The organism is Desulfotomaculum sp. 1211_IL3151 (genome assembly GCF_036763075.1).
Classification (GTDB): domain Bacteria; phylum Bacillota; class Desulfotomaculia; order Desulfotomaculales; family Desulfotomaculaceae; genus Desulfotomaculum.
In genome coordinates, this window is record NZ_JBAIYV010000050.1 from 97583 (window position 1) to 117956 (window position 20374).

Consider the following 20374-nt stretch of genomic DNA (forward strand, 5'->3'; position numbering starts at 1 on the left):
ACTAAAGCCATCCTTTCTTCTGCTATGAAATATACTTTCGCTCTACGGATTTGTTTAAGAAACAAATACTCTCACAATGGGTTGTACCTATGTCAATTTTTTCTGCTATATCATGAACCAGGATGGTCTCTTGCCCCTGTCTGCCAAAAATCACCACCTCGTCTCCCACCAAAGGTTTTTGAGGCAACTGGGTTATATCAATCAGGGTGTGACTCATAAAGGCTTTACCCACGATGGGTGCTCGGCTGCTATTTATCAGTACTTCACCACGCTTGAGGAATAACATAAAAAAGGCATTACTATAACCCACTGGGATAACTGCTAACTGAATGGGTCCGTTGGTATTGACCTGGTAGCCATAGCCCCATAGCTCCCCACTGGAGATTATTTTTGTTTCTGCTATTCTGGTTTTAAACTGCATAACGGGTTTTAAGGGTTCTAATTGATTGAGGAAGGAGGGCAGACCATACATACTGGTACCTGGTCGCACAGCATCATAATGGGCCTCTGGCAGGCGCAAAATTGCCGGACTGCTGGCTGCGTGAATAAGGGGAATATTTATACCATGCTCCTTTAATCGCCTTAGCAGAGCATCAAATCTGGCTAAATCCTTGGCTATGGCCTCCCGATCATGCCCATAGGAAGAGGCTAAATGAGTGAAAAGCCCCTCGATTTCCAACCAGGGATACTGTTTAATTCTTTGTACAAAACCAAGGCAATTTTTTAAAGAAACCCCTAAATTACCTGAGTTAATTTCAACCCGTACATGTACCTTTAAGACCTTTTGTTTTTCCTGGCAGGTGCTGGCTAAATCTCGACAAAAGGAATCCGTATAGACCATGGGGGTAAAACCAGCTTCCACCACTGGTAAAATTTCTTCTCTGGAGGCAGCACCTAAAATAAGTATGGGTGCCTTTACTCCTGCCTGCCCTAGCTCTTGGGCCTCTGCCACACTGGCCACTGCCAGCTGGTCAACACCCTGTCCAAGAATACTCTTAGCCACTGCCACTGCTCCATGTCCATAAGCATCGGCCTTTACTACACCAATTATCTTTCGCTTTGGCCCGATTCTTTGGCGAATTACTTGGAGGTTATGGTTTAGGTTTGTTAGATTGATTTCGGACCATACCAATTGATTGTGCCGCACAGTTTACACCCTCCGGAAAATTTTTCTTTATCCTTCTATCCTTCTTTATCTTTCGATTCTATTGAGGATTTCGTCGATGGTAATTTCACACAAACTGTCCCAGACAAGGGTATTTTCATATTCCACTCTGACTCGCTTAAACAGGTTTAAATCCCTAAGTCCGGAAAAACGCAAGGACTGCAGCCTGGATCTCATATCGTAAATAATCTTGTGTTGGTTATTAAGCTCAATCAACAAAGTATGGTCATCATTCGGTATCACTCTTACAACCTTTGGCATCGTGAACCTCTCTTTCTTAAAAAACAAAAAACCCGCTACGGAATTACCATAGCAGGTTTTTTTACCAATTCATATTAACGCATGAGATACATTTTAGAGAAGATACAAAATTGAGCGACAGAGAAGGATCTTGGTGCTAACCTATCAATGAAGGCAGAGCACAAAAGAACCGTCCCCTTGTGCTCTCGAGAGTGTTCCCGATTCATCAATTAAGTTTTAGCTCCATCGCTTTTTTTACAGCCGCTGCCCGTCCACCTACGCCTAATTTTCGGTAGATCGATGTTATGTTTTTTCGAACAGTAACCTCTGCAAGATAAAGCTCTGCCGCTATTTCTCGGTTCGTTTTACCTTCCACCACCAGTTGCAATACGTCCCTTTCACGCTCCGTTAGGGAAATGCTCGGTGATTTTTTCTCACCAAGCCCCTGTAGATTGTGGCAGTACGCCTCTGTTGCCGCCATAAGCCTGTCCAAATAATCATCACTGCCGGTTTCCTTTTTTAAATATCTCAATATATCCAGGACATCGCTGCCGTTTTCAGCAAAGGGCAGTATGATATTATCCGCCCTGCCTATATCCAGAGCGGGTAAGATCGCTTCCTTTGCCCTTGCCATTCCGTAAAGCTTGGATTTGGCAATGGCATCTAATATATGGGTATGCACATAACCGAGCAGGTTGTTAAATATCGAGAAGAGCGGATACATTTCCTCGCAAAGCACTTCTAATTTAATATAATTCTTCTCCAACCGTACCGCTTTAGCGTGAACGATATAATTAAAAGCCATTCCCTGGTATAGTATATCACTTTGCTCCATATCGCCCGCCTTAAGCCACTCAGGAAAGGTATCACGTTCCTGCATCAGGGCCCCTAGATACCCGGCGCATAGATCATAGGTACAGTTAAGGACGGGATTGTGGTACTCAACTACCTTGCAGTATAAGTCATTCATCCGTTCCTTTACTTTAGCGAATTGGCCCCGTAACATGTATAGCCTGGCCAGGGTTAGATTGGCACATAGGATCAGGAAAATTTGATCCATGGTCTGTGCTTTGTAGATAGCCTTATGGGCATAAATTTCGGCCTGAACATAATCCCCTGTTTCAAGACAATATTCCGCCCTTGCGGTATACTCAAAACCTGTGCCTAGACCCTTTGCCACCTCCCTAAAATAAGGAAAGATCGTATCCAAGTAATCCACCGTCCACTGCATTTGACCCTTTTCTCTGTAATAGAGATAAAGGCTGTGGGGAGAGCCAAAGGTAAACATCATATCCTTGTTCATGATTACAGAGCCGTCAGCAAGCAGTTTGTGCGCCTGTATATGATATTCATGCATTTTAGGCAAATTGTTAAAGTGACAGAAGCTTCTGACAAGAGCAATTTCACCGAATATCCGTCTTTTCAGGTCCGGGGTGATGAGCTCATCCCTTTGATAATATTGCTCTATTTGTGCCAGGAGCCCGGTGCCTTCAACCATATCCACTGCGGTAAGATGAAATTCGGCATAGGTTAGGTAGCCGATGGGATGTCGGTATTTCACTTCCAGAGGTATTTGTTTAAATAATTCCAGGATCGTCCGGGGAGCCCTGTCTATGACTTTAATTATTCCTTCTTTTTCAAACTGGGTCAAAATTAGGTCGTATTCCTCCGCCTTTAAAAGGGATTTTAAGCCCGAAAGCACCTCACCCTTTTCAATGTACCACTGACCGGAACGCTTATATAGCTTTTTGGTTCCCATGGTGCCAGCTTGCTCTGCCAGCTTTTTGATTAAATAACGGCTAAAAACATTGTGCATTTTATAGGTTTCTGCCCGCTCATCATACCGGATAAAGGAATTGCTGTCGCTCAGCCTTTGAATAATTCCCATGGCTGCCCGGTTTCCCGTCACATACACTGCCTGCTGCAAGGTAAAGCTGCCAAGAATGGAAAGGGACATCAGCAGCCCTGCTTCTTCCTTTGTATAACGTGACATTACCGCCGTTTCAATCAGACTTTCGATATTTCTGCCCGGCTCCAATATGCCAATTTCGCAGTACCTCTGGGTAATAAGGTAGACAGCGGTGATCCAGCCCTCCGAAATCTCCTGTACCTGCCTTGCGGTAGCGGCAGAAATATCCTGTCCAAACAGCTTAAAATAATCCTTTACTTCATACTCCGACAACTCAAATATTTCACTTTTCAGTTGGTGGCAATACCCTTTAAGCTTTAATTCTTCAATATTTATTTCCGGTTTTAACCTGGAAAGGATAACAACATGCAAGCCCCCAATATTGGACCAAATAATTCTTTCCAGCAACCCGTCCAATTCTGGAGAATGAGCAAAATGATAGTCGTCAATCACCAGTACGGCGTTGTTCATATAGACATAGTCTTCAATTATTTGAATTATTCTGTTTCTTTGCGGTGCATCAATGGGAAAGCCCAAAGCATTAAGTTGACTGCCTAGTTCCGGATCTATTTTGGCCATCTGCCTGGTTAGGGAATCCCAGATATACTGGGCAGAGGTTTCATCACTTTCCACCGACAGCCACACATAGTTTGCTTTCTTTTCATCAAGGAAATCCCTTACTGAAGTGGTTTTGCCATAACCCATCGCTGCCACTACCACTGTCAGTGGGTAGTCAAATAGATAACTAAGTTGTGAGTGAATACCCTCACGCCTTAAATTACGATGTCTCATATGTAGGCCCACCACCCGTTAATTATTGCTAACTAATTGTAACACTGCATTTTTGGTAAATAAAGACATTTTTTGTCCTAATGATGAAAACCGCCTTATTCCAATGAAGTTTGGCAAAGGGGTTGTTTGCCATAGAACCACTCGGTTCATCGTGCAAACAACCCCTTTAATTTCACTTGGCTCATTTTATCTCTTTTTATTTGTAAAATCTATAATATATTTGCAATACTGGGTTAAATCCGTTAAACGATTTTGCATAATTTCATACAATTCTTCTGGTGTTACCTTGTTATAATCATGAATGATTCGATTTCGATAACCAGCTATGCCACTTATGTTTTGGGCAAAATCTACTGGCAAACAGCCCGCTTCCCTTAATTTTTCTATGACTGACCGATAATCCGCGGGTACTCCTAAACCGGATTTAATAACTACATGACGCCCTAAATCAAACAACGCCTCCAAGGCTTTACGCAACCTATTCTCTGCAATATCGATGGCATCCTCATCAATCCGAAATTGGTCCAGTGGCGTATCAGCCAATATTTTAAGTCGGCTGACCGAATTCGCAATAATGCTAACCCTCTCAAAAATCAAGGAGTTATTATACACCTAATTCCTCCTTTAAATTTTCATACAACTCATTGTAACCGCGTTCCAGATGATATTTAAAATCCATATACCGACCGGAAATAAGGAACTCGTAATCTGTGCGCATATCCTCGTCAGAAGAGTAAATTACCTTTCCTTGGCTGATAATTTCAAAGGCTATTGCAAGGGGGGCATTTTGCAAAAATAACAAATCAACATCCAGGGGACTGAATATTTTAACCAAGCTCGGGTAAAGTTCCATGTATAAGTTCACTGGCTTTAATGAACCATTCTTGGTTAATACCGCTAAATCTATGTCCCTGGCATGTTTGGGATTTTCATTAAAGGAACCAAACAAATAGACAGCAACTATTTCGGAATAATTATTGAATATTTGCCCTATGGCAATCTGCTTATCCAATATCATCCCCTCATTTCTTCTTTAACCTTGGTTTTATTATATCATACCGTCCAATCATGTTATTAGCATAATATGACATTTGACCTCGTAATCTCAAGGATTACGGGGGTTGTTTAGGCGCTGACGATGAGAGCCGATACTTCGCCGCTCTCTATGGCTGCAATGGTTCGCTGGCGGTCGCGTTCCAAAACCGGCTTGAGAAAGCGGCCGGTGTAGGAGGCTTTGACTTGGCAGATTTCCTCGGGGCTGCCAGTGGCCACCAGGGTGCCGCCTTTGTCGCCGCCTTCGGGGCCAAGGTCGATGATGTGGTCCGCGGTTTTGATGACATCCAGGTTGTGTTCGATGACCACTACGGTGCTGCCGTTGTCCACCAGGCGGTGCAGTACCTCCAGCAGTCTGGCAATATCGTCGGTGTGCAAACCAGTGGTGGGTTCATCCAGGATGTAGATGGTGCCCCCGTTGCTGCGGCGGCTTAGTTCGGTGGCTAACTTGACCCGCTGAGCTTCGCCGCCGGAGAGTTCCGTTGCTGGCTGACCTAAACGGACATAGCCAAGACCCACATCCTGCAGGGTTTTCAGGCGACGGTGGATTTTTGGGATGTTGGCGAAGAATTCCACAGCCTCATCTACTTCCATATGCAGTACGTCGGCGATGCTTTTACCCTTGTATTTTACTTCCAGGGTTTCCCGATTGTAGCGCATGCCCTTACAAATTTCGCAGGGTACGTAAACATCCGGCAGGAAGTGCATTTCAATTTTAATGATACCGTCGCCCTGGCAGGCCTCACAGCGGCCACCTTTAACATTAAAGCTAAAGCGGCCGGGCTTATAGCCCCTTACCTTGGCCTCGGGCATTTGGGTAAATAAATCCCGAATATCCGTAAATAACCCGGTATAGGTGGCAGGGTTGGATCGGGGGGTACGGCCAATGGGTGACTGGTTGACATCGATGACTTTTTCCAAGTGTTCGATACCCTCAATGCCAAGATGTTCGCCGGGTTTGGCCTTGGCCCGGTGCAGTTTATGGGCCAGGGCTTTGTAAAGAATTTCGTTAATTAGGCTGCTCTTGCCGGAACCGGAAACCCCCGTGATGCAAACAAAGTCCCCCAAGGGAATCTCTACATCAATGTTTTTTAGGTTGTTTGCTGCAGCTCCTTTAATGGCAAGCTTTTCTTCTTTAACCGGACGACGGCTAAGGGGTACCGGGATAAATTTCTTACCGCTGAGGTACTGTCCGGTGAGGGATTCCGGGACTTGCATGATATCTGCCATGGTGCCGGCAGCCACCACCTGGCCGCCCAAGCGACCGGCCCGTGGCCCAATATCAATGATGTGATCCGCCACCCGAATGGTATCTTCGTCGTGCTCCACCACGATCAGGGTGTTGCCCAAATTCCGCAGCCGTTCCAGGGTGGCAATGAGCCTTTCGTTATCCCGCTGGTGCAGGCCAATGCTGGGCTCGTCTAAAATATAGAGTACGCCCATCAGACCGGAACCGATTTGGGTAGCCAAGCGAATGCGTTGGGCCTCGCCGCCGGAAAGGGTGCCTGCTGCCCGGCCCAGGGTTAGGTAATCCAGTCCCACATTGACCAGGAAACCTAGCCGTTCGTTAATCTCTTTAAGAATCTGTCGGGCGATCATTTTCTCCTTTTCAGTAAAATCCAGGTTTTTAAAGAATTTTAGGGCCTCTGACACCGATAGGGTGGTGACAGAGGCAATATCCTTCGCCCCGATCTTCACTGCCAGGGCCTCCGGCTTGAGCCTGGCACCCTGACAACTGGGGCAGGGTTTGATACTCATGTATTTTTCAAACTCTTCCCGCATGGAATCGGACTGGGTCTCCCGGTAACGGCGGGTCAAGTTGCCGATAATGCCTTCAAAGGGCACTTCATAACGATGCCGATGCCCATAGCTATCGACATAATTAAAATTCACCTTTTCCTGGCCCGTGCCGTAAAGGATCACTTTCATATGTTTATCTGAAAGTTCTTCCATCGGTGTGTCCAGACTGAAATCATATTTTTCTGCCACGCCAGCCAGGTAGGCTGCGGCAATATTGCCCTTGTGCCAGCCTTCAATGGCTCCTTCTTGGATACTTTTGCCCTTGTCCGGTATAATTAACTCCAGATCAAACTCATGGTTAAACCCCAGACCCGTGCAGGACGGGCAGGCTCCGTGGGGGGTGTTGAAGGAAAAAAGCCTGGGACTGATTTCACTGATATTGATACCGCAATCGGAGCAGGCGAAGTTCTCGGAAAAGGTAAGTTCCTCGCCATCTATGACCGCAGCTATAGCGATGCCTTCGCTTTGCTTAAGGGCGGTTTCCAGGGAATCTGCCAGCCGTTTCTCACTGCCGGGGCGGATGATCATGCGGTCCACCACAATTTCGATGGTGTGCTTCTTTTTCTTATCCAATGGAGGTGCTTCGGTGATTTCATAGATTTCTCCGTCCACCCGCACCCGCACAAAGCCGCTTTTCTTGATGTCCTCAAAGATTTTGACATGTTCACCCTTTTTACCCCGAATCACCGGGGCCAGCAGCTGCAGCTTGGTGCCTTCAGGCATGGCCATGAGCTGGTCCACCATCTGCTGGATGGTCTGCTGGCTAATGGACTGGCCGCATTTGGGGCAGTGGGCCCGGCCCACCCTGGCAAAAAGCAGCCTCAGGTAATCGTAAATCTCCGTTACGGTGCCCACGGTGGAACGTGGGTTATGGCTGGTGGTCTTTTGATCGATGGAAATGGCCGGAGAAAGGCCTTCTATATAATCAACGTCCGGTTTATTCATTTGCCCCAGGAATTGCCGTGCATAGGCAGACAGGGATTCCACATAGCGACGCTGACCTTCGGCATAGATGGTGTCGAAGGCCAGGGAGGATTTGCCGGAACCGGAAAGCCCGGTAATCACCACCAGCTTATCCCGGGGGATATCCACGTCGATGTTTTTCAGGTTGTGGGACCGTGCCCCACGAATTAGGATTTGGTCGGACATTTGGTGTTAGCTCCTTTGTTTTGTATATCAACGGTTTGTTGTGTTGTGATGGTAAGTTGTGGTTCGTTGGATGTTTTAGCCATCCGCTTTTTGGGCCGTAGGCCCTGGCTGTTGGCTGTTACTCATTGTTTGGTACCTTTATATAAAGTTATACTTTATTAATGGGAAAAAGACAATGGCTATCAGAACATTTGTACGGTATTTGTAATGATTTTGTCTCTTTTGAAACAAGTACAAAGCACCCTTGGCGGGTGCTTTTGTCGGGTGCTCTTGGGTCACTAGGGTTTTGCCTTTTTTCACCGGGGTCAGACCCCCTGGTTAGGCCCAGACTAATACTCAATCTCCGGTATCGCCGGCTTAATGTTCTTGTCGCCCCTAAGCTGCAGACGCAGCTCGATCAGGGCGTCCCTTAATTGGGCTGCCCGTTCGAATTCCAGGTGTCTGGCGGATTCTTTCATTTCTTTTTCCAGTTTGGCAATCATTTTCTTCAGCTCGGTCTTGGTCATTTTGCCGGCTTTGCTTTGGGCGATGTAGGGTGCTTTTTCTTCGGCGGCTCTGGTTGCTTCGATAATATCCCTTACTGCCTTGCGGACGGTTTCCGGGGTGATGTTGTGCTTTTGGTTGTGCTCCATTTGAATTTTGCGACGGCGATTGGTTTCGCCAATGGCTTTTTTCATGGAGTCGGTCAGCTTGTCCGCATACATAATCACTCGGCCTTCGGCGTTACGGGCAGCCCGGCCGATGGTCTGAATAAGGGAGCGTTCGGAACGCAGGTAGCCTTCTTTGTCGGCATCCAGGATGGCCACCAGACTGACTTCCGGTAAGTCTAAGCCCTCCCTGAGCAGGTTGATGCCCACCAGCACGTCGAAGGTGCCCAAGCGTAGGTCGCGGAGAATCTCCATTCGTTCCATGGTATGGATATCTGAGTGCAGATAGCGTACCCGCACGCCGTTTTCTTTAAAGTAGTCCGTAAGATCCTCGGCCATTTTTTTGGTCAGGGTGGTTACCAGGACCCTTTCGTCCCGCTCCACCCTAATGCGAATTTCACCCAGCAGATCGTCAATTTGGCCCTTGGTGGGTTTGATCGTGATTTCCGGGTCCAGCAGACCGGTGGGACGAATAATTTGTTCTACGATTTGCTCTTGGTGCTTAAATTCATAGTTACCCGGGGTAGCGGATACGTAGATCACTTGGTTAACCCTGGCTTCAAATTCCTGAAACTTTAAGGGGCGATTATCCAGGGCCGAGGGCAGGCGGAAGCCATGCTCTACCAGAGTGGTTTTTCTGGAACGGTCCCCCTCGTACATAGCGCCAACCTGGGGTACCGCCACGTGGGATTCGTCGATGACAAGCAACCAATCCTCTGGGAAGAAGTCCAGCAGGGTAAAGGGTGATTCGCCGGGAGCCCGTCCGGTTAGGTGTCTGGAGTAGTTCTCAATACCAGAGCAAAAGCCCACTTCGGCCATCATTTCCAGATCGTAGCGGGTGCGCTGCTCCAGTCGCTGGGCTTCCAACAGTTTATCGGCATCTCTTAGTTCCCTTAACCGCTGCTCCAGTTCTGCTTCAATGGTGGCAATGGCCCTTTTCATATTATCCTCATCGGTGACAAAGTGACTGGCGGGGAACACGGCAATATGTTGCCTTTGCCCTAAAATCTCGCCGGTCAGCACGTCTATTTCCAACAGACGTTCCACTTCATCCCCAAACATCTCCACCCGCAAGGCCCTTTCACTGGCGTTGGCGGGAAATATTTCTATGACATCGCCCCGTACCCGGAATTTTCCCCGACTAAAGTTGATATCGTTTCTTTCGTATTGTATATCCACCAGCTTACGCAGAATGGCATCCCGGTCGTAGGTACCCCCGGCCCGCAGGGACAACACCAAATCTCGGTAGGTTTCCGGATTACCTAAACCATAGATACAGGAAACACTGGCTACGATAATAACATCCCGCCGCTCCAATAGGGCAGTGGTGGCGGAGTGGCGCAGTTTGTCAATTTCGTCGTTGAGGGAGGAATCCTTTTCAATGTAAGTATCGGTATGGGGAATGTAAGCCTCTGGTTGGTAATAGTCAAAGTAACTAACGAAATATTCAACGGAGTTTTCCGGGAAAAACTCTTTCATTTCACTGCACAACTGTGCTGCCAGGGTTTTGTTGGGTGCCAGGATCAGGGTCGGCCGCTTGACCTGTTGGATGATGTTGGCCATGGTAAAGGTCTTGCCCGTACCGGTAGCACCCAACAATACCTGGTGTTTTTGGCCCTGATTAATCCCCTTAATCAGCTGCTCAATGGCCCGCGGCTGATCGCCCCGAGGGCTAAACTCTGATTTTAAGTTAAATTCCAAGGGTATCACCTACCTTCTATCCATTAGATATTATAACATTTCGGTCAATGTTAAAATCAGCCATCCGCACTGGCTAAAACGGCCAGGAACTGATGGCTCTGATCCAAGGCTAATTCCTAGGAATTGCTCATAAGCCGGCGATACTCCTCCCGCACCATCTGGAAATCTTCCCAGACTGGGCGACGTTTTTGGGGGTCTCTAAGAACTGCGGCTGGGTGAAAGGAGGCGATAATTTTGATGCCGCTTTTACTTTCCAACCATTGGCCCCTGGTTCTGGTAATGGTGGCTGCGGGGCTGATTAGGTTTTGCAGGGCCGTGTTGCCCAGCAGCACAATGATCTTGGCCTGGACAAGCTCAATTTGCCGATATAGGTAGGGCAGACAAGCCTTGGCCTCCTCCCTGGTGGGTACACGGTTGTTGGGGGGGCGGCATTTGACCACGTTGGCGATATATACTTCCTCCCTGGTTAGGTCAATGGCTGCCAATATCCGATCTAAAAGTTGACCGGCCCGGCCCACAAAGGGCAGGCCCTGTTTATCCTCGTCTTGCCCAGGTCCTTCCCCGATTATCATAAGGGTGGCCTTGGGATTGCCGACACCAAAAACAAGATTTGTTCTTCCATTCGCCAAGCCACAGCGGGTGCAGTTTTGCATATCCTTTGCCATTTGTTCTAAAGACATAAAAACCTCCTGTATTAGCCGTCAGCTTTTTGGATTAAGGGTATTTCTTGCTAGTATATAAAAATTATAATAAATTAGATTGCTTCCATTGACAAGGTTACAGCCGTTTAAAATGATGGTGGCTGCGGTTGTTCATGCCGCCAGAGGCACCAGCAGGGGCATGGGAGATTGTGGAATAGCTAGGGAACGGGTCGACCAAAGGTCGGCCCCTACTTTTGTTTATGGTTAACAGCCCACCCCTTAAGGAATACCTACTCGCCCAAAAGCTGAAGGCGGCTGGCTGACGGCTAAAAAGCCCACGGCCCACGGCCATTTTGGGGCTAATGGCTATAAACTTTTTCCCATCATGCATATTTTATTGGTCCTCCGCCAAACTATAGGTAAAGAGGAAATGAGGAGGATGCATATGCTGGATTTATCAAAGGCTAATACCAGTTGGGATAATTGGAAAAAGTATCTTGGTCAGGCCATGGAGTTTGCGGAGGAATTGGGGCTTTCCCGGGATAAGGTACAACAATATGCCATGACCGCTGGTACCATTTTAGCTGAAAATGTTCAACCGGCTAATCCTGAGCAAAGGGCTGTTAAGGAACTGTGGGATGTGGCTGACAAGGATGAACAAGCCGTGCTGGCTCGGCTGATGACTAAATTGGCCAGCCGTTCAAGGTAATTATATAAGGTAGTTATATTCGGTAAACGATCAAGGGAGTGTTGCTGCTACTTTTTGTAGCGACGACACTCCCTTTTTGTATTGGCCATGGACCTTTAGCTTTTAGCCGTTAGCAATTGGCTGGTATGACGGCCCTCTGGCTCATTGCCTTCACTTCCTGTCCCTCGTAAAGCGGTTGTTCAACCACCTGCGTAGGGGGCCGTTGGTGGAGAGTTCCATGAACACCTCTTCATTTCCTTCGGGAACTGGGAGGAGACCTAACATTTCCTTTGCCCCGTAGTCAATGCCTTCACGGTAGACCTGTTTTGCTGCCTGGGAGTAGTAGGTAATTTGTACCTTGTTATAAACACCCAGGGCAAATTCCAGGCCTTGACGGCTGCCTACAGCCATGCCGTTGACCTCTAAGATGACGTCACCAGAGCGGATTCCTGCCTGCCAGGCTGGGTAGCCAGGCACCACGTCCAGTATTTTTACCCCCTCGCTGGTAGTGCTATAAATGGACTTGCCAGCTTCCATGCGCCTGCCCAGGTAGATGAGCAGTTCATGTCCCAGGGGTGAAAAAAGTGCTGCGATAATCCCTATGAAGGGCTGACGATCTGCCAAAACTGCCAGTACCAATAAAATTACACTGTATAAAGCCAGTAAGACTGCCGAGATCTTCCCCTTTTGTTTGGGGCTGCGGGCTGCGGCAAGGTCACCATAGCCTAACCCGGCCACCACTGGCATGAGGGAATAGATCATGTTATCCACATTGCTCCCCAGATCACCTTTGATTAAGGGCCACCAATCTGGCATACTGATGCCTCCGGCGGGGATGCTGGTCTGCCCGATGACGACCATGACAGTCAGGGGAATGGGCCAAAATTTTTGCAGGGCAAAGCCTCCCACCACTTTACCCTGGGCGTTTTTAATAAAGACAGGCATGGCACCCAAGTGACCGCTGACCCAGATTAAAAAGGCCTCTATAAAATGCAAAATAGCTACCAGACCGAGAATTTGCGGTACACTTATCTTGGGCCAACCAAAGATGAGGGAACTGAGGGCCAATATGCCGCCGGCATAGGCAAAGCATAAAAATCTGGCATCTATTAACATCAACAAAATGGCCAGGGGCCAAAGGTAGATTAAGCCTGAACCGGACAGCGTTAGTCCCACAAAGACCATAATGTAGCTGGCCATAATACCACCCACCAGCCCAAAGCCTGTGGCAATCAACACATCCCGCCAGGGGCTGCGGGGTTTTAGCCCAAACATCCTTTCCTTCGCCTTACCCATACGGTAATACTGCAGGGCCACGATGGCCAACACCACTAGAAACAACTGCAAAATCTGTGGTTCTAAAAAAACCATCGCTAAGGTTTGGAATAGTATTGGCGTTATATCAAAAATAGGGAACATGGAGACACCTCGATTAGCTTTTAGCCATTCGCTTCTAGCCATTCGCTTTTAAAAGCGAATGGCTAATAGCCGACCTGCAAGGAATACCCTTAAGCCTAGGAAGCCATCTTCTCCCTCAATATCCTCAGTGCAGTATCCAGCTGCTTATCCTCTTGGGCGGTCACTTCTTGGTCAATCACGACATCCGGTGCGACGCCCTTTTTATGGATGTCGTTTTTCTTTGGTGTGAGGTAGCGGGCGGTAGTTAGTTTAAGCCCGGCACCGCTGTCCAGGGGGAATACGGTCTGGACGATGCCTTTGCCAAAGGTTTTGGTACCCACCAGTGTGCCTACTCCGGCGTCTTTAATAGCACCAGCCAGGATCTCGGAGGCACTGGCACTGCCTTTGTTTACCAGCACTACCAAGGGCATGTTTAGTTTATCCGGCTCGGCATTAAAGGTGTGATCCCTGCCGATGCGAAAATCAATATGAACAATGGGCCCTTCATCTAGGAATTGGTCAACAATCTTGATCGCAGAGTTCAGTTCGCCGCCCGGGTTATCCCGTAAGTCCAAGACGAGCCCCTTCATACCCTGGCCCTTTAGATCCACTAGGGTTTTTACCACTTCGTCACCCGTGTTTTCAGTAAACTGGCTAATCATAATGTAGCCCATATGGTCTTCCTTGGGAACCATTTTTCCCTCGACTGTAGGCACGCTAATTTCTTCCCGGGTTAATTGTACTGGGAAAGGATCTTTGCGCCCCTCCCGGAGAATGGTTAACTCTACGGAGGTACCCACTGGCCCCCGCATGAGATTGACCGCGGTTTCGGTATCCATGTCCTTGGCTGGTTTGTTATCAATGGCGGTAATCATGTCACCGGCTCTAATATCCTTTTCGGCCGCCGGTGTATTGGGAAAGGGTTTAACAACTGTTAAATAGTGGCCCTTTACTCCCACCAGCACACCGATGCCGCCAAAGGAACCTCGTATTTGCTCCTGCAGGGCTGAAAAGGTTTTTTTATCCAAGTAAGTGGAATAGGGGTCGTCCAAGGACTCTACCACACCTTTAATGGCCCCCTCGACAATTTGCTCCGGTGCAATCTCAAATAAATACTGGCTCTTTACCAGGGTTACCACTTTGATTAAATTTCCTAAGCCTTTGTAATTGGCTGCCAAGGTACCGCCCACCAATAACATGATGGCAAATACCAGAGAAGCCAATACAATGGTGAGTTTACCCCAGAAGGCCAATGAATCTCTCTTCACTCTAACACCCGCCCGTCGCTTTTCTTCTACACATGTATTATACTACAATAATTTGCAGTTCATTACAAAGAATTTTCCAGTAATTGGTTTATTAATAGGGTTAGAAAAGCTTGGCGTAAGCCTTCGCTTTTTTATACTAATCCTTAAAATCTTATTCCTTCCGATAGTGCCAAAGAAAGCCGGGGGTCCCCCGGCTTTTACTTTTATAGGTAGTTATGTGGGCTCACTGCCGATCCATTTTTACGCACTTCAAAGTGTAAGTGGGGACCTGTGGACATGCCTGTGCTACCAACCCGGGCAATGGTGGCTCCCTTGGCAATTGTCTGGCCATTGCTAACGAGTTGGGCTGAAAGGTGACCGTACAAGCTTACCACCTCACCACCGTGGTCAATCATTACCACTTTACCATAACCGGTCATGGTCCCGGAGAAAATAACGGTGCCTTCAGCCGGAGCAATGACACTGGTACCGGTGGGGGCTGGAATATCAATCCCCGCGTGGAAGCGTTTCTCCTTCAAAATGGGGTGTATCCGGTAGCCAAAGGGTGATGAGATGCTACTATGGCCAGGCACTGGCCAACTAAAGACGCCTCCACTGTAGCTGCCGCCCTTTTGGGCATTTTGCTGGGCAATTTGCCTTAGGATGGCATCTTCTTGGGCCTCTAAGCGATCCACTTCAGCAGCAGTTTTCTGTAAATCCTGTTGGGCTTCCTTGAGGAGGCCGGTCTTTTCCTTTTGAGCCTGGGCTAAAGTTGCCATCACCTGTTCCTGCTCTTTTTTCATGCTGGCAATCTGACGGGCCCTGGTCTCGAGGGAATTTTTGTACTCCTCTATCTGCTGCTTTTCTTTACTGATGCGATCCACGATGGTCTTGTCACTTTCGACCATGCGGGTTAAGAATTCCAGTCGGTTCGTAAAATCCGAAAAACTACCTGAGTTTAGCAGTACCTCCAAGTAGCTGACTGGGCCGCTTTGGTACATGCCCTTAACGCGCATTCTTAATTGTTGGTTGCTATCTTCTAACCTTTCTTCCGACTCAGCTAAATCTTTTTTTGTTTTTTCCAGTGTCTTCATGGCACTGGTTAGGGTAGACTCCAACTCTTTAATCCTAGCAAATTTTTGGTCAATCGACTGATTGATGGAAACTAGCTGCTGGGAGTAATCTTTCACTTCTTTCTTGCTTTGCTGTTCTTGGTTTTTCTTTTGATTGAGCTGATTTCTGACTTGGTTTAACTGTTGATCCAAGGTTGCGGCGGCCATAACTGGCGTTCCTGCCAGCAGTGCCAAACCCAAGGTTAAGGCAATCATTCTTTGTGGCCAACGATATCGCACCGAAATCCCTCCAAAACTATACTTTAAGAAATCTTCTAAGTGAAAACCAACTGCCCAGGGCACCAATCAGAACGCCCAGGCCAATCATACCACCAAGGATGGTCAACAGGGTATTTTGATCCGTCATCAGTTGAATAAAAGGTATGGATATTTGCAGTCTCTTGATTAGAGATAGGTATCCCAAATCCACCACCAATACGGCCAGCAAGCCACCCGTTAGACCCAGTATGATTCCTTCCATTAGAAAAGGAAAACGTACAAACCAGTTGGTGGCCCCTAAAATCTTCATGATACCAATCTCCCGGCGGCGGGCAAAAACGGACATACGGATGGTAGTGGCAATGAGGAAACCAGCGGCCAGGGTTAACAGTGTTAAGGTTGCGGCACTGGCCAGGCGAACCCAATGGGTAATGGTGAGGAGTTTTTCCACCACGCCTTGTCCGTAACGGGCCTGTTCGATACCATCTATTTTTTCCAAGGCTTTGGCCACGGACGGCACAGACTCTGCTTCCGTGGTTTTTACACGAAAGGCATCGGGCAAGGGGTTGCTGTCTTCCATGGATTCCAGCAGTTCGGCCCGATCGCCGAAGCTCTTTTTCATATCTTGTAGAGCCTGTTCTTTGGGGATAAACTCGACGGATGCCACATCGGGGGTGTTTTTAATTTTCTCTTCGATGGTATCCCGCTCCACTTTGCCCACATCTTCATTTAAAAAGGCCGTAATTTCCACGCTGCTTTCCATGGAACTGGTTAGCTTCTCGCCATTTACCACCAACAGCAGCGATGCCCCCAGAATAATGAGGGATACTGTTACAATGCCAATGGATGATAGGGAGAGCCAACTGTTTCTTGTTAAGGCGTGATAGGTTTCCTTGAAAAAGTACTTTAGGGTATTAAGATTCACAGCGGTACACCCCGCTCTCTTCATCCCGCACCATACTTCCATTGCTTAGGGCAATGACACGCTTCTTCATGGTATTGACAATATCTGAATCGTGGGTGGCCATGAGAATGGTGGTGCCCCGGCGGTTAATATCTTGAAAGAGCTTCATAATTTCCCAGGAGGTATCAGGATCTAGGTTACCCGTTGGTTCATCGGCAATAATCATAAGTGGCTCATTAACAATGGCTCGGGCAATGGCCACCCGCTGCTGTTCTCCACCGGACATTTGACCGGGCAGCAGTTTACCTTTATCCTTTAGCCCCACTTGTTCTAAGACCTGGGGTACAACTCGCTTGATCTCTCTGCCGGAAGTCCCGGTAATTTCCAAAGCAAAGGCTACATTTTCAGCCGCAGTTTTTTGAGGTAAGAGGCGAAAATCCTGAAAAACCATACCTATTTTACGACGCATGTAAGGAACATCCCGTCCCTTCATGCGGACAGTGTTTCTACCATTAAACATGACGTGCCCTCGACTGGGCAGCTCTTCCCGAAAGATGAGCTTAATCAAGGTAGACTTACCTGCACCACTGGGGCCAACCAAAAAAACGAAATCACCTTTTTTTATATGAAAGGTTAGATCGCTAATGGCTTTGACACCATTTTCATAGACCTTTGAGACATTGTAAAACTGTATCATTCTGACACCCTTTCGATTCGAAAAAAGATGTAGGTACCAACTAACGGGGTTCGACAGGGTAAAAGCAAATTCCTTTAAAAAACGTCAAATTTTCGTGGCAAATGATTACTTTTGTTAGAAATGGAAAAAGAGTGCCGCTTAGGGGCACTCTTTTAGGGTCCTACCGCTTCACCCTGGCAATTGCTTTTTGGGCTGCCGCTGCTATATTATCGGCGGTTAGGCCGAAGTGGCCGAGAAGTTCTTCGGGTTTGCCTGATTCACCAAAGGTGTCGCGGACACCTACTCTTTGTAATGGGACGGGGTAGTGTTCGGCCAGGGTTTCGGCTACGGCACTGCCCAGGCCGCCAATGATGGAATGTTCTTCGGCGGTAACCACTGCCCCACATTTGCGTGCGGCTTCCACCACCGCAACGATATCCAGCGGTTTAATGGTGTGAATGTCCACCACCATGGCATTGATGTGCTGATCGGCTAGCTTTTTCGCAGCTTCTAAGGCAGCCGGAACCATAATGCCCGTTGCTATAAGAGCTACGTCGGTACCTTCCTTGAGGGTAACTGCCTCTCCTGGGATAAATTTAAAGTTTTCGCCATGGATGACCGGTACTCCGGAGCGGCCCAAGCGAATATAAACAGGGCCCTTAATTTCCGCAGCGGCCCGGATGGCAGCAGCGGTTTCCACGGCATCGGCCGGGACAAACACGGTCATCCCCGGCAGTGCCCTCATGATGGCAATATCTTCGATGGATTGGTGGGAACCTCCATCCTCTCCCACAGTAACACCTGCGTGGGTGGCAGCGATTTTTACGTTTAATTTAGTATAGCAAATACTATTGCGGATTTGCTCAAAGGCCCTGCCGGTGGCAAACATCGCAAAGGTGCTGGCGAAGGGGATTTTGCCCACCGCCGCTAAGCCAGCAGCCGTGGCCATCATATTCGCCTCGGCAATACCCATATTAAAGAAACGCTCGGGGTAGTTTTTCATGAAGTCATGCGTTTTTGTGGACTTGGAGAGGTCTGCATCCAATACCACAATATCTTTATTTTCAGCTCCTAGGCGAACTAGTTCCTGCCCGTAGGCATCCCGGGTGGCGATTTTCTTTGTCATAATATGTAACCTCCTTGCGTGCTATTGGGTAGGACTTTGGGGGTCTAGCTGTTAGCTTTTAGTCTTTAGCTAATAGCAACTCATAAGGATTGCCCCAAAGTCTAAGCCAGTTCTTGCAGCGCCTGCTCCACCTGCTCCGGTTTTGGGGCATTGCCGTGCCAGCCTACTTGGTTTTCCATGAAGGATACGCCTTTGCCTTTGATGGTTTTGGCGATAATCATGGTGGGTTTGCCTTTGGTGGCTTGGGCTTCTTTTAAAGCCTGGAGAATTTGTGCCATGTCGTGACCGTCAATTTGTAGGATATGCCAGCCGAAGGAACGCCATTTGTCGTTAAGGGGCGCGACGTCCATCACTACATCCACAGGGCCGTCAATTTGTAGGTTGTTGTAGTCTAAAAAGGCAGTGAGGTTGTCCAGTTTAAAATGGCTTGCTGCCATGGCTGCTTCCCAAATTTGGCCTTCTTGCACTTCACCGTCTCCCAATAAGGCATAAACCCTTTGCTGGCCGCCACCTAAGCGCAGACCCAGGGCCATGCCGATGGCAGTGGAGAGGCCTTGGCCCAGGGAGCCAGTGGACATTTCTACGCCGGGAAGTTTTTTCATATCTGGGTGCCCCTGCAAACGGCTGCCCAATTTACGCAGTGTCATGAGCTCTTCTTTGGGGAAGAAACCCTTTTCGGCCAGTGCAGCATAAAGTACCGGTGCGGCATGTCCTTTGGACAGTACAAACCGATCACGCTCGGGCCAGTCCGGCTTCTCTGGGTCTAGCTTCATGGTGTCAAAATAAAGTACGCTAACGATGTCGGCAGCAGACAGTGAACCACCGGGGTGTCCAGAACCAGCCTCGCCCAGCATGGTTATAATGTGGCGGCGCATGGCCTTCGCCCTTTGCTGTAAATCCCGAATCTTTTCTTCCATTCGATTACCTCCAAAATTTTATAATAAAACAAAAATAGATGCCATTAGCTCATGGCTTATGGCCCAGGCTCAGGGCCGTCTCGTTAGTCTGCCTTCTCTAGCTCCTTAAACCCCTCTCCCAACACTTCATGGACATTGGCCAGGATAATAAAGGCCCGGGGGTCTTCATTTTTGACAATTTCTTTTAGCCTGGTAGCTTCGGCCCGACCCACTACGGATATCATTACTTCTTGTTCCTCACCGCTGTACATGCCCCGGGCCTTCCAGGCGGTGGCACTGCGGTCTAGTTCTTTAATGATGGCCTGACTGATAGCATCCGCTTTACGGGTAATAATGATAAAGGCTTTGTCGGAACTAAAGCCGTCGATTACAAGGTCAATGAGCCAAGCTGTGAGAAAGATGGCAATGAGCGCATACATGGCCAGTTCCGCTGAACGAAAGACATACCCGGCCCAGATTACCACCAGGCCATCAATAATGAAGAGAAGTTGGCCGATGTTGATACCCACATAGGTCCTCAGAATGGCTGCCAATAATTCGGTGCCGCCGGTGGTTCCATTGAACCGAAAGACCAGCCCCAAACCAAGCCCCATTAATACCCCACCATAGAGACAGGCTAATAGTAAATCCTCCGTTAATAAAGGTATATAGGGTGCAAATAAATCAATAAATACAGATAAAGCAACGGTGCCATAAATGGAATTGACACTATACCTTGAACCCAGTCGAAAAAAGGACCAAATAAAAAGGGGCACGTTCATAATAAGCATCATTAGACCAACCGGTAGATTTAATAGGTGATAGAGAATGGTGGCTACCCCACTGAGCCCCCCAGCAGCAATTTTGGCCGGTACTAAAAAGGCATCCAGTGCAATGGCTGTGAGAATAGCACCAACCGTAACACCCAAGTTATCTTTTATGAAACGTAAAATCATCATGTGGTCCTTTCAGGTTATTCTGCTAGTTTATAGAATTTATCATACCCAGAAG

The 20374-nt window shown here is 48.0% G+C and carries 18 protein-coding genes; 1 reads left to right on the forward strand and 17 read right to left on the reverse strand.

The annotated features are described in order from the left end of the window. Window positions 1–22 precede the first annotated feature (22 nt). The 9 genes from alr to V6C11_RS13975 all read right to left on the reverse strand — a co-directional run bounded on the left by alr (window position 23) and on the right by V6C11_RS13975 (window position 11488). Complete coding sequence (gene alr, locus V6C11_RS13935) at window positions 23–1147, reverse strand: alanine racemase (protein ID WP_333531803.1); 1125 nt, start codon at window positions 1145–1147, stop codon at window positions 23–25. 45 nt (window positions 1148–1192) lie between these two features. Then, a complete protein-coding gene (locus V6C11_RS13940) occupies window positions 1193–1426 on the reverse strand; it encodes a DUF2442 domain-containing protein (protein WP_333531804.1) in 234 nt (77 codons plus the stop codon). A gap of 205 nt (window positions 1427–1631) precedes the next feature. Continuing rightward, on the reverse strand, window positions 1632–4106 hold the full coding sequence (locus tag V6C11_RS13945) for a LuxR C-terminal-related transcriptional regulator (RefSeq protein WP_333531805.1): 2475 nt from the start codon (window positions 4104–4106) through the stop codon (window positions 1632–1634). 186 nt (window positions 4107–4292) lie between these two features. After that, window positions 4293–4718 (reverse strand): type VII toxin-antitoxin system HepT family RNase toxin, encoded by a 426-nt coding sequence (hepT, locus tag V6C11_RS13950; RefSeq protein ID WP_333531806.1) that lies wholly within the window; start codon window positions 4716–4718, stop codon window positions 4293–4295. Beyond that, window positions 4711–5118 (reverse strand): type VII toxin-antitoxin system MntA family adenylyltransferase antitoxin, encoded by a 408-nt coding sequence (gene mntA, locus V6C11_RS13955; protein WP_333531807.1) that lies wholly within the window; start codon window positions 5116–5118, stop codon window positions 4711–4713. Before mntA ends, hepT begins: the two co-directional genes overlap by 8 nt. 113 nt (window positions 5119–5231) lie before the next feature. Beyond that, the gene (gene uvrA, locus V6C11_RS13960; protein ID WP_333531808.1) at window positions 5232–8108 is read right to left on the reverse strand and encodes an excinuclease ABC subunit UvrA; all 2877 of its coding nucleotides are present in this window, start codon (window positions 8106–8108) and stop codon (window positions 5232–5234) included. A 329-nt stretch (window positions 8109–8437) separates the two neighbouring features. Beyond that, window positions 8438–10456, reverse strand: coding sequence for an excinuclease ABC subunit UvrB (uvrB, locus tag V6C11_RS13965; RefSeq protein WP_333531809.1), 2019 nt, complete (start codon window positions 10454–10456; stop codon window positions 8438–8440). Window positions 10457–10572: 116 nt separating this feature from the next. Then, the gene (locus V6C11_RS13970) at window positions 10573–11136 is read right to left on the reverse strand and encodes a uracil-DNA glycosylase (RefSeq protein WP_333531810.1); all 564 of its coding nucleotides are present in this window, start codon (window positions 11134–11136) and stop codon (window positions 10573–10575) included. Between the two features lie 97 nt (window positions 11137–11233). Next, window positions 11234–11488: a hypothetical protein gene (locus tag V6C11_RS13975; protein ID WP_333531811.1), complete on the reverse strand. Its 255-nt coding sequence runs from the start codon at window positions 11486–11488 to the stop codon at window positions 11234–11236. Between the two features lie 54 nt (window positions 11489–11542). Here V6C11_RS13975 and V6C11_RS13980 point away from each other — a divergent pair, with 54 nt between their 5' ends. Continuing rightward, window positions 11543–11806 carry a DUF3243 domain-containing protein gene (locus tag V6C11_RS13980; RefSeq protein WP_333531812.1) on the forward strand — a complete coding sequence of 88 codons (264 nt, stop codon included), beginning with the start codon at window positions 11543–11545 and terminating at the stop codon, window positions 11804–11806. A 150-nt stretch (window positions 11807–11956) separates the two neighbouring features. Here the strand turns inward: V6C11_RS13980 and V6C11_RS13985 are convergent, their stop codons facing one another. The 8 genes from V6C11_RS13985 to V6C11_RS14020 all read right to left on the reverse strand — a co-directional run bounded on the left by V6C11_RS13985 (window position 11957) and on the right by V6C11_RS14020 (window position 20319). Continuing rightward, a complete protein-coding gene (locus tag V6C11_RS13985; RefSeq protein WP_333531813.1) occupies window positions 11957–13204 on the reverse strand; it encodes a PDZ domain-containing protein in 1248 nt (415 codons plus the stop codon). Between the two features lie 95 nt (window positions 13205–13299). Beyond that, entirely contained in the window at window positions 13300–14451 is a 1152-nt protein-coding gene (locus V6C11_RS13990; protein ID WP_333531814.1) for a S41 family peptidase, read from the reverse strand. Between the two features lie 203 nt (window positions 14452–14654). Beyond that, a complete protein-coding gene (locus tag V6C11_RS13995; protein WP_333531815.1) occupies window positions 14655–15782 on the reverse strand; it encodes a murein hydrolase activator EnvC family protein in 1128 nt (375 codons plus the stop codon). A 16-nt stretch (window positions 15783–15798) separates the two neighbouring features. Next, the gene (ftsX, locus tag V6C11_RS14000; protein WP_333531816.1) at window positions 15799–16686 is read right to left on the reverse strand and encodes a permease-like cell division protein FtsX; all 888 of its coding nucleotides are present in this window, start codon (window positions 16684–16686) and stop codon (window positions 15799–15801) included. Further along, entirely contained in the window at window positions 16676–17362 is a 687-nt protein-coding gene (gene ftsE, locus V6C11_RS14005; RefSeq protein ID WP_333531817.1) for a cell division ATP-binding protein FtsE, read from the reverse strand. Before ftsE ends, ftsX begins: the two co-directional genes overlap by 11 nt. A gap of 160 nt (window positions 17363–17522) precedes the next feature. After that, window positions 17523–18467: a transketolase family protein gene (locus V6C11_RS14010; RefSeq protein ID WP_333531818.1), complete on the reverse strand. Its 945-nt coding sequence runs from the start codon at window positions 18465–18467 to the stop codon at window positions 17523–17525. A 101-nt stretch (window positions 18468–18568) separates the two neighbouring features. Continuing rightward, on the reverse strand, window positions 18569–19384 hold the full coding sequence (locus tag V6C11_RS14015) for a transketolase (RefSeq protein ID WP_333531819.1): 816 nt from the start codon (window positions 19382–19384) through the stop codon (window positions 18569–18571). A gap of 83 nt (window positions 19385–19467) precedes the next feature. Next, window positions 19468–20319, reverse strand: coding sequence for a YitT family protein (locus V6C11_RS14020; RefSeq protein ID WP_333531820.1), 852 nt, complete (start codon window positions 20317–20319; stop codon window positions 19468–19470). Between the last annotated feature and the right edge of the window lie 55 nt (window positions 20320–20374).

Bases quoted from the DNA above. Each gene is read 5' to 3' on its own strand.
- V6C11_RS13940 (WP_333531804.1), bottom strand. From the start codon at position 1,426: ATGCCAAAGGTTGTAAGAGTGATACCGAATGATGACCATACTTTGTTG.
- V6C11_RS13945 (WP_333531805.1), bottom strand. From the start codon at position 4,106: ATGAGACATCGTAATTTAAGGCGTGAGGGTATTCACTCACAACTTAGT.
- uvrA (WP_333531808.1), bottom strand. From the start codon at position 8,108: ATGTCCGACCAAATCCTAATTCGTGGGGCACGGTCCCACAACCTGAAA.
- V6C11_RS13970 (WP_333531810.1), bottom strand. From the start codon at position 11,136: ATGTCTTTAGAACAAATGGCAAAGGATATGCAAAACTGCACCCGCTGT.
- V6C11_RS13975 (WP_333531811.1), bottom strand. From the start codon at position 11,488: ATGCATGATGGGAAAAAGTTTATAGCCATTAGCCCCAAAATGGCCGTG.
- V6C11_RS13980 (WP_333531812.1), top strand. From the start codon at position 11,543: ATGCTGGATTTATCAAAGGCTAATACCAGTTGGGATAATTGGAAAAAG.
- V6C11_RS13985 (WP_333531813.1), bottom strand. From the start codon at position 13,204: ATGTTCCCTATTTTTGATATAACGCCAATACTATTCCAAACCTTAGCG.
- ftsE (WP_333531817.1), bottom strand. From the start codon at position 17,362: ATGATACAGTTTTACAATGTCTCAAAGGTCTATGAAAATGGTGTCAAA.
- V6C11_RS14010 (WP_333531818.1), bottom strand. From the start codon at position 18,467: ATGACAAAGAAAATCGCCACCCGGGATGCCTACGGGCAGGAACTAGTT.
- V6C11_RS14015 (WP_333531819.1), bottom strand. From the start codon at position 19,384: ATGGAAGAAAAGATTCGGGATTTACAGCAAAGGGCGAAGGCCATGCGC.
- V6C11_RS14020 (WP_333531820.1), bottom strand. From the start codon at position 20,319: ATGATTTTACGTTTCATAAAAGATAACTTGGGTGTTACGGTTGGTGCT.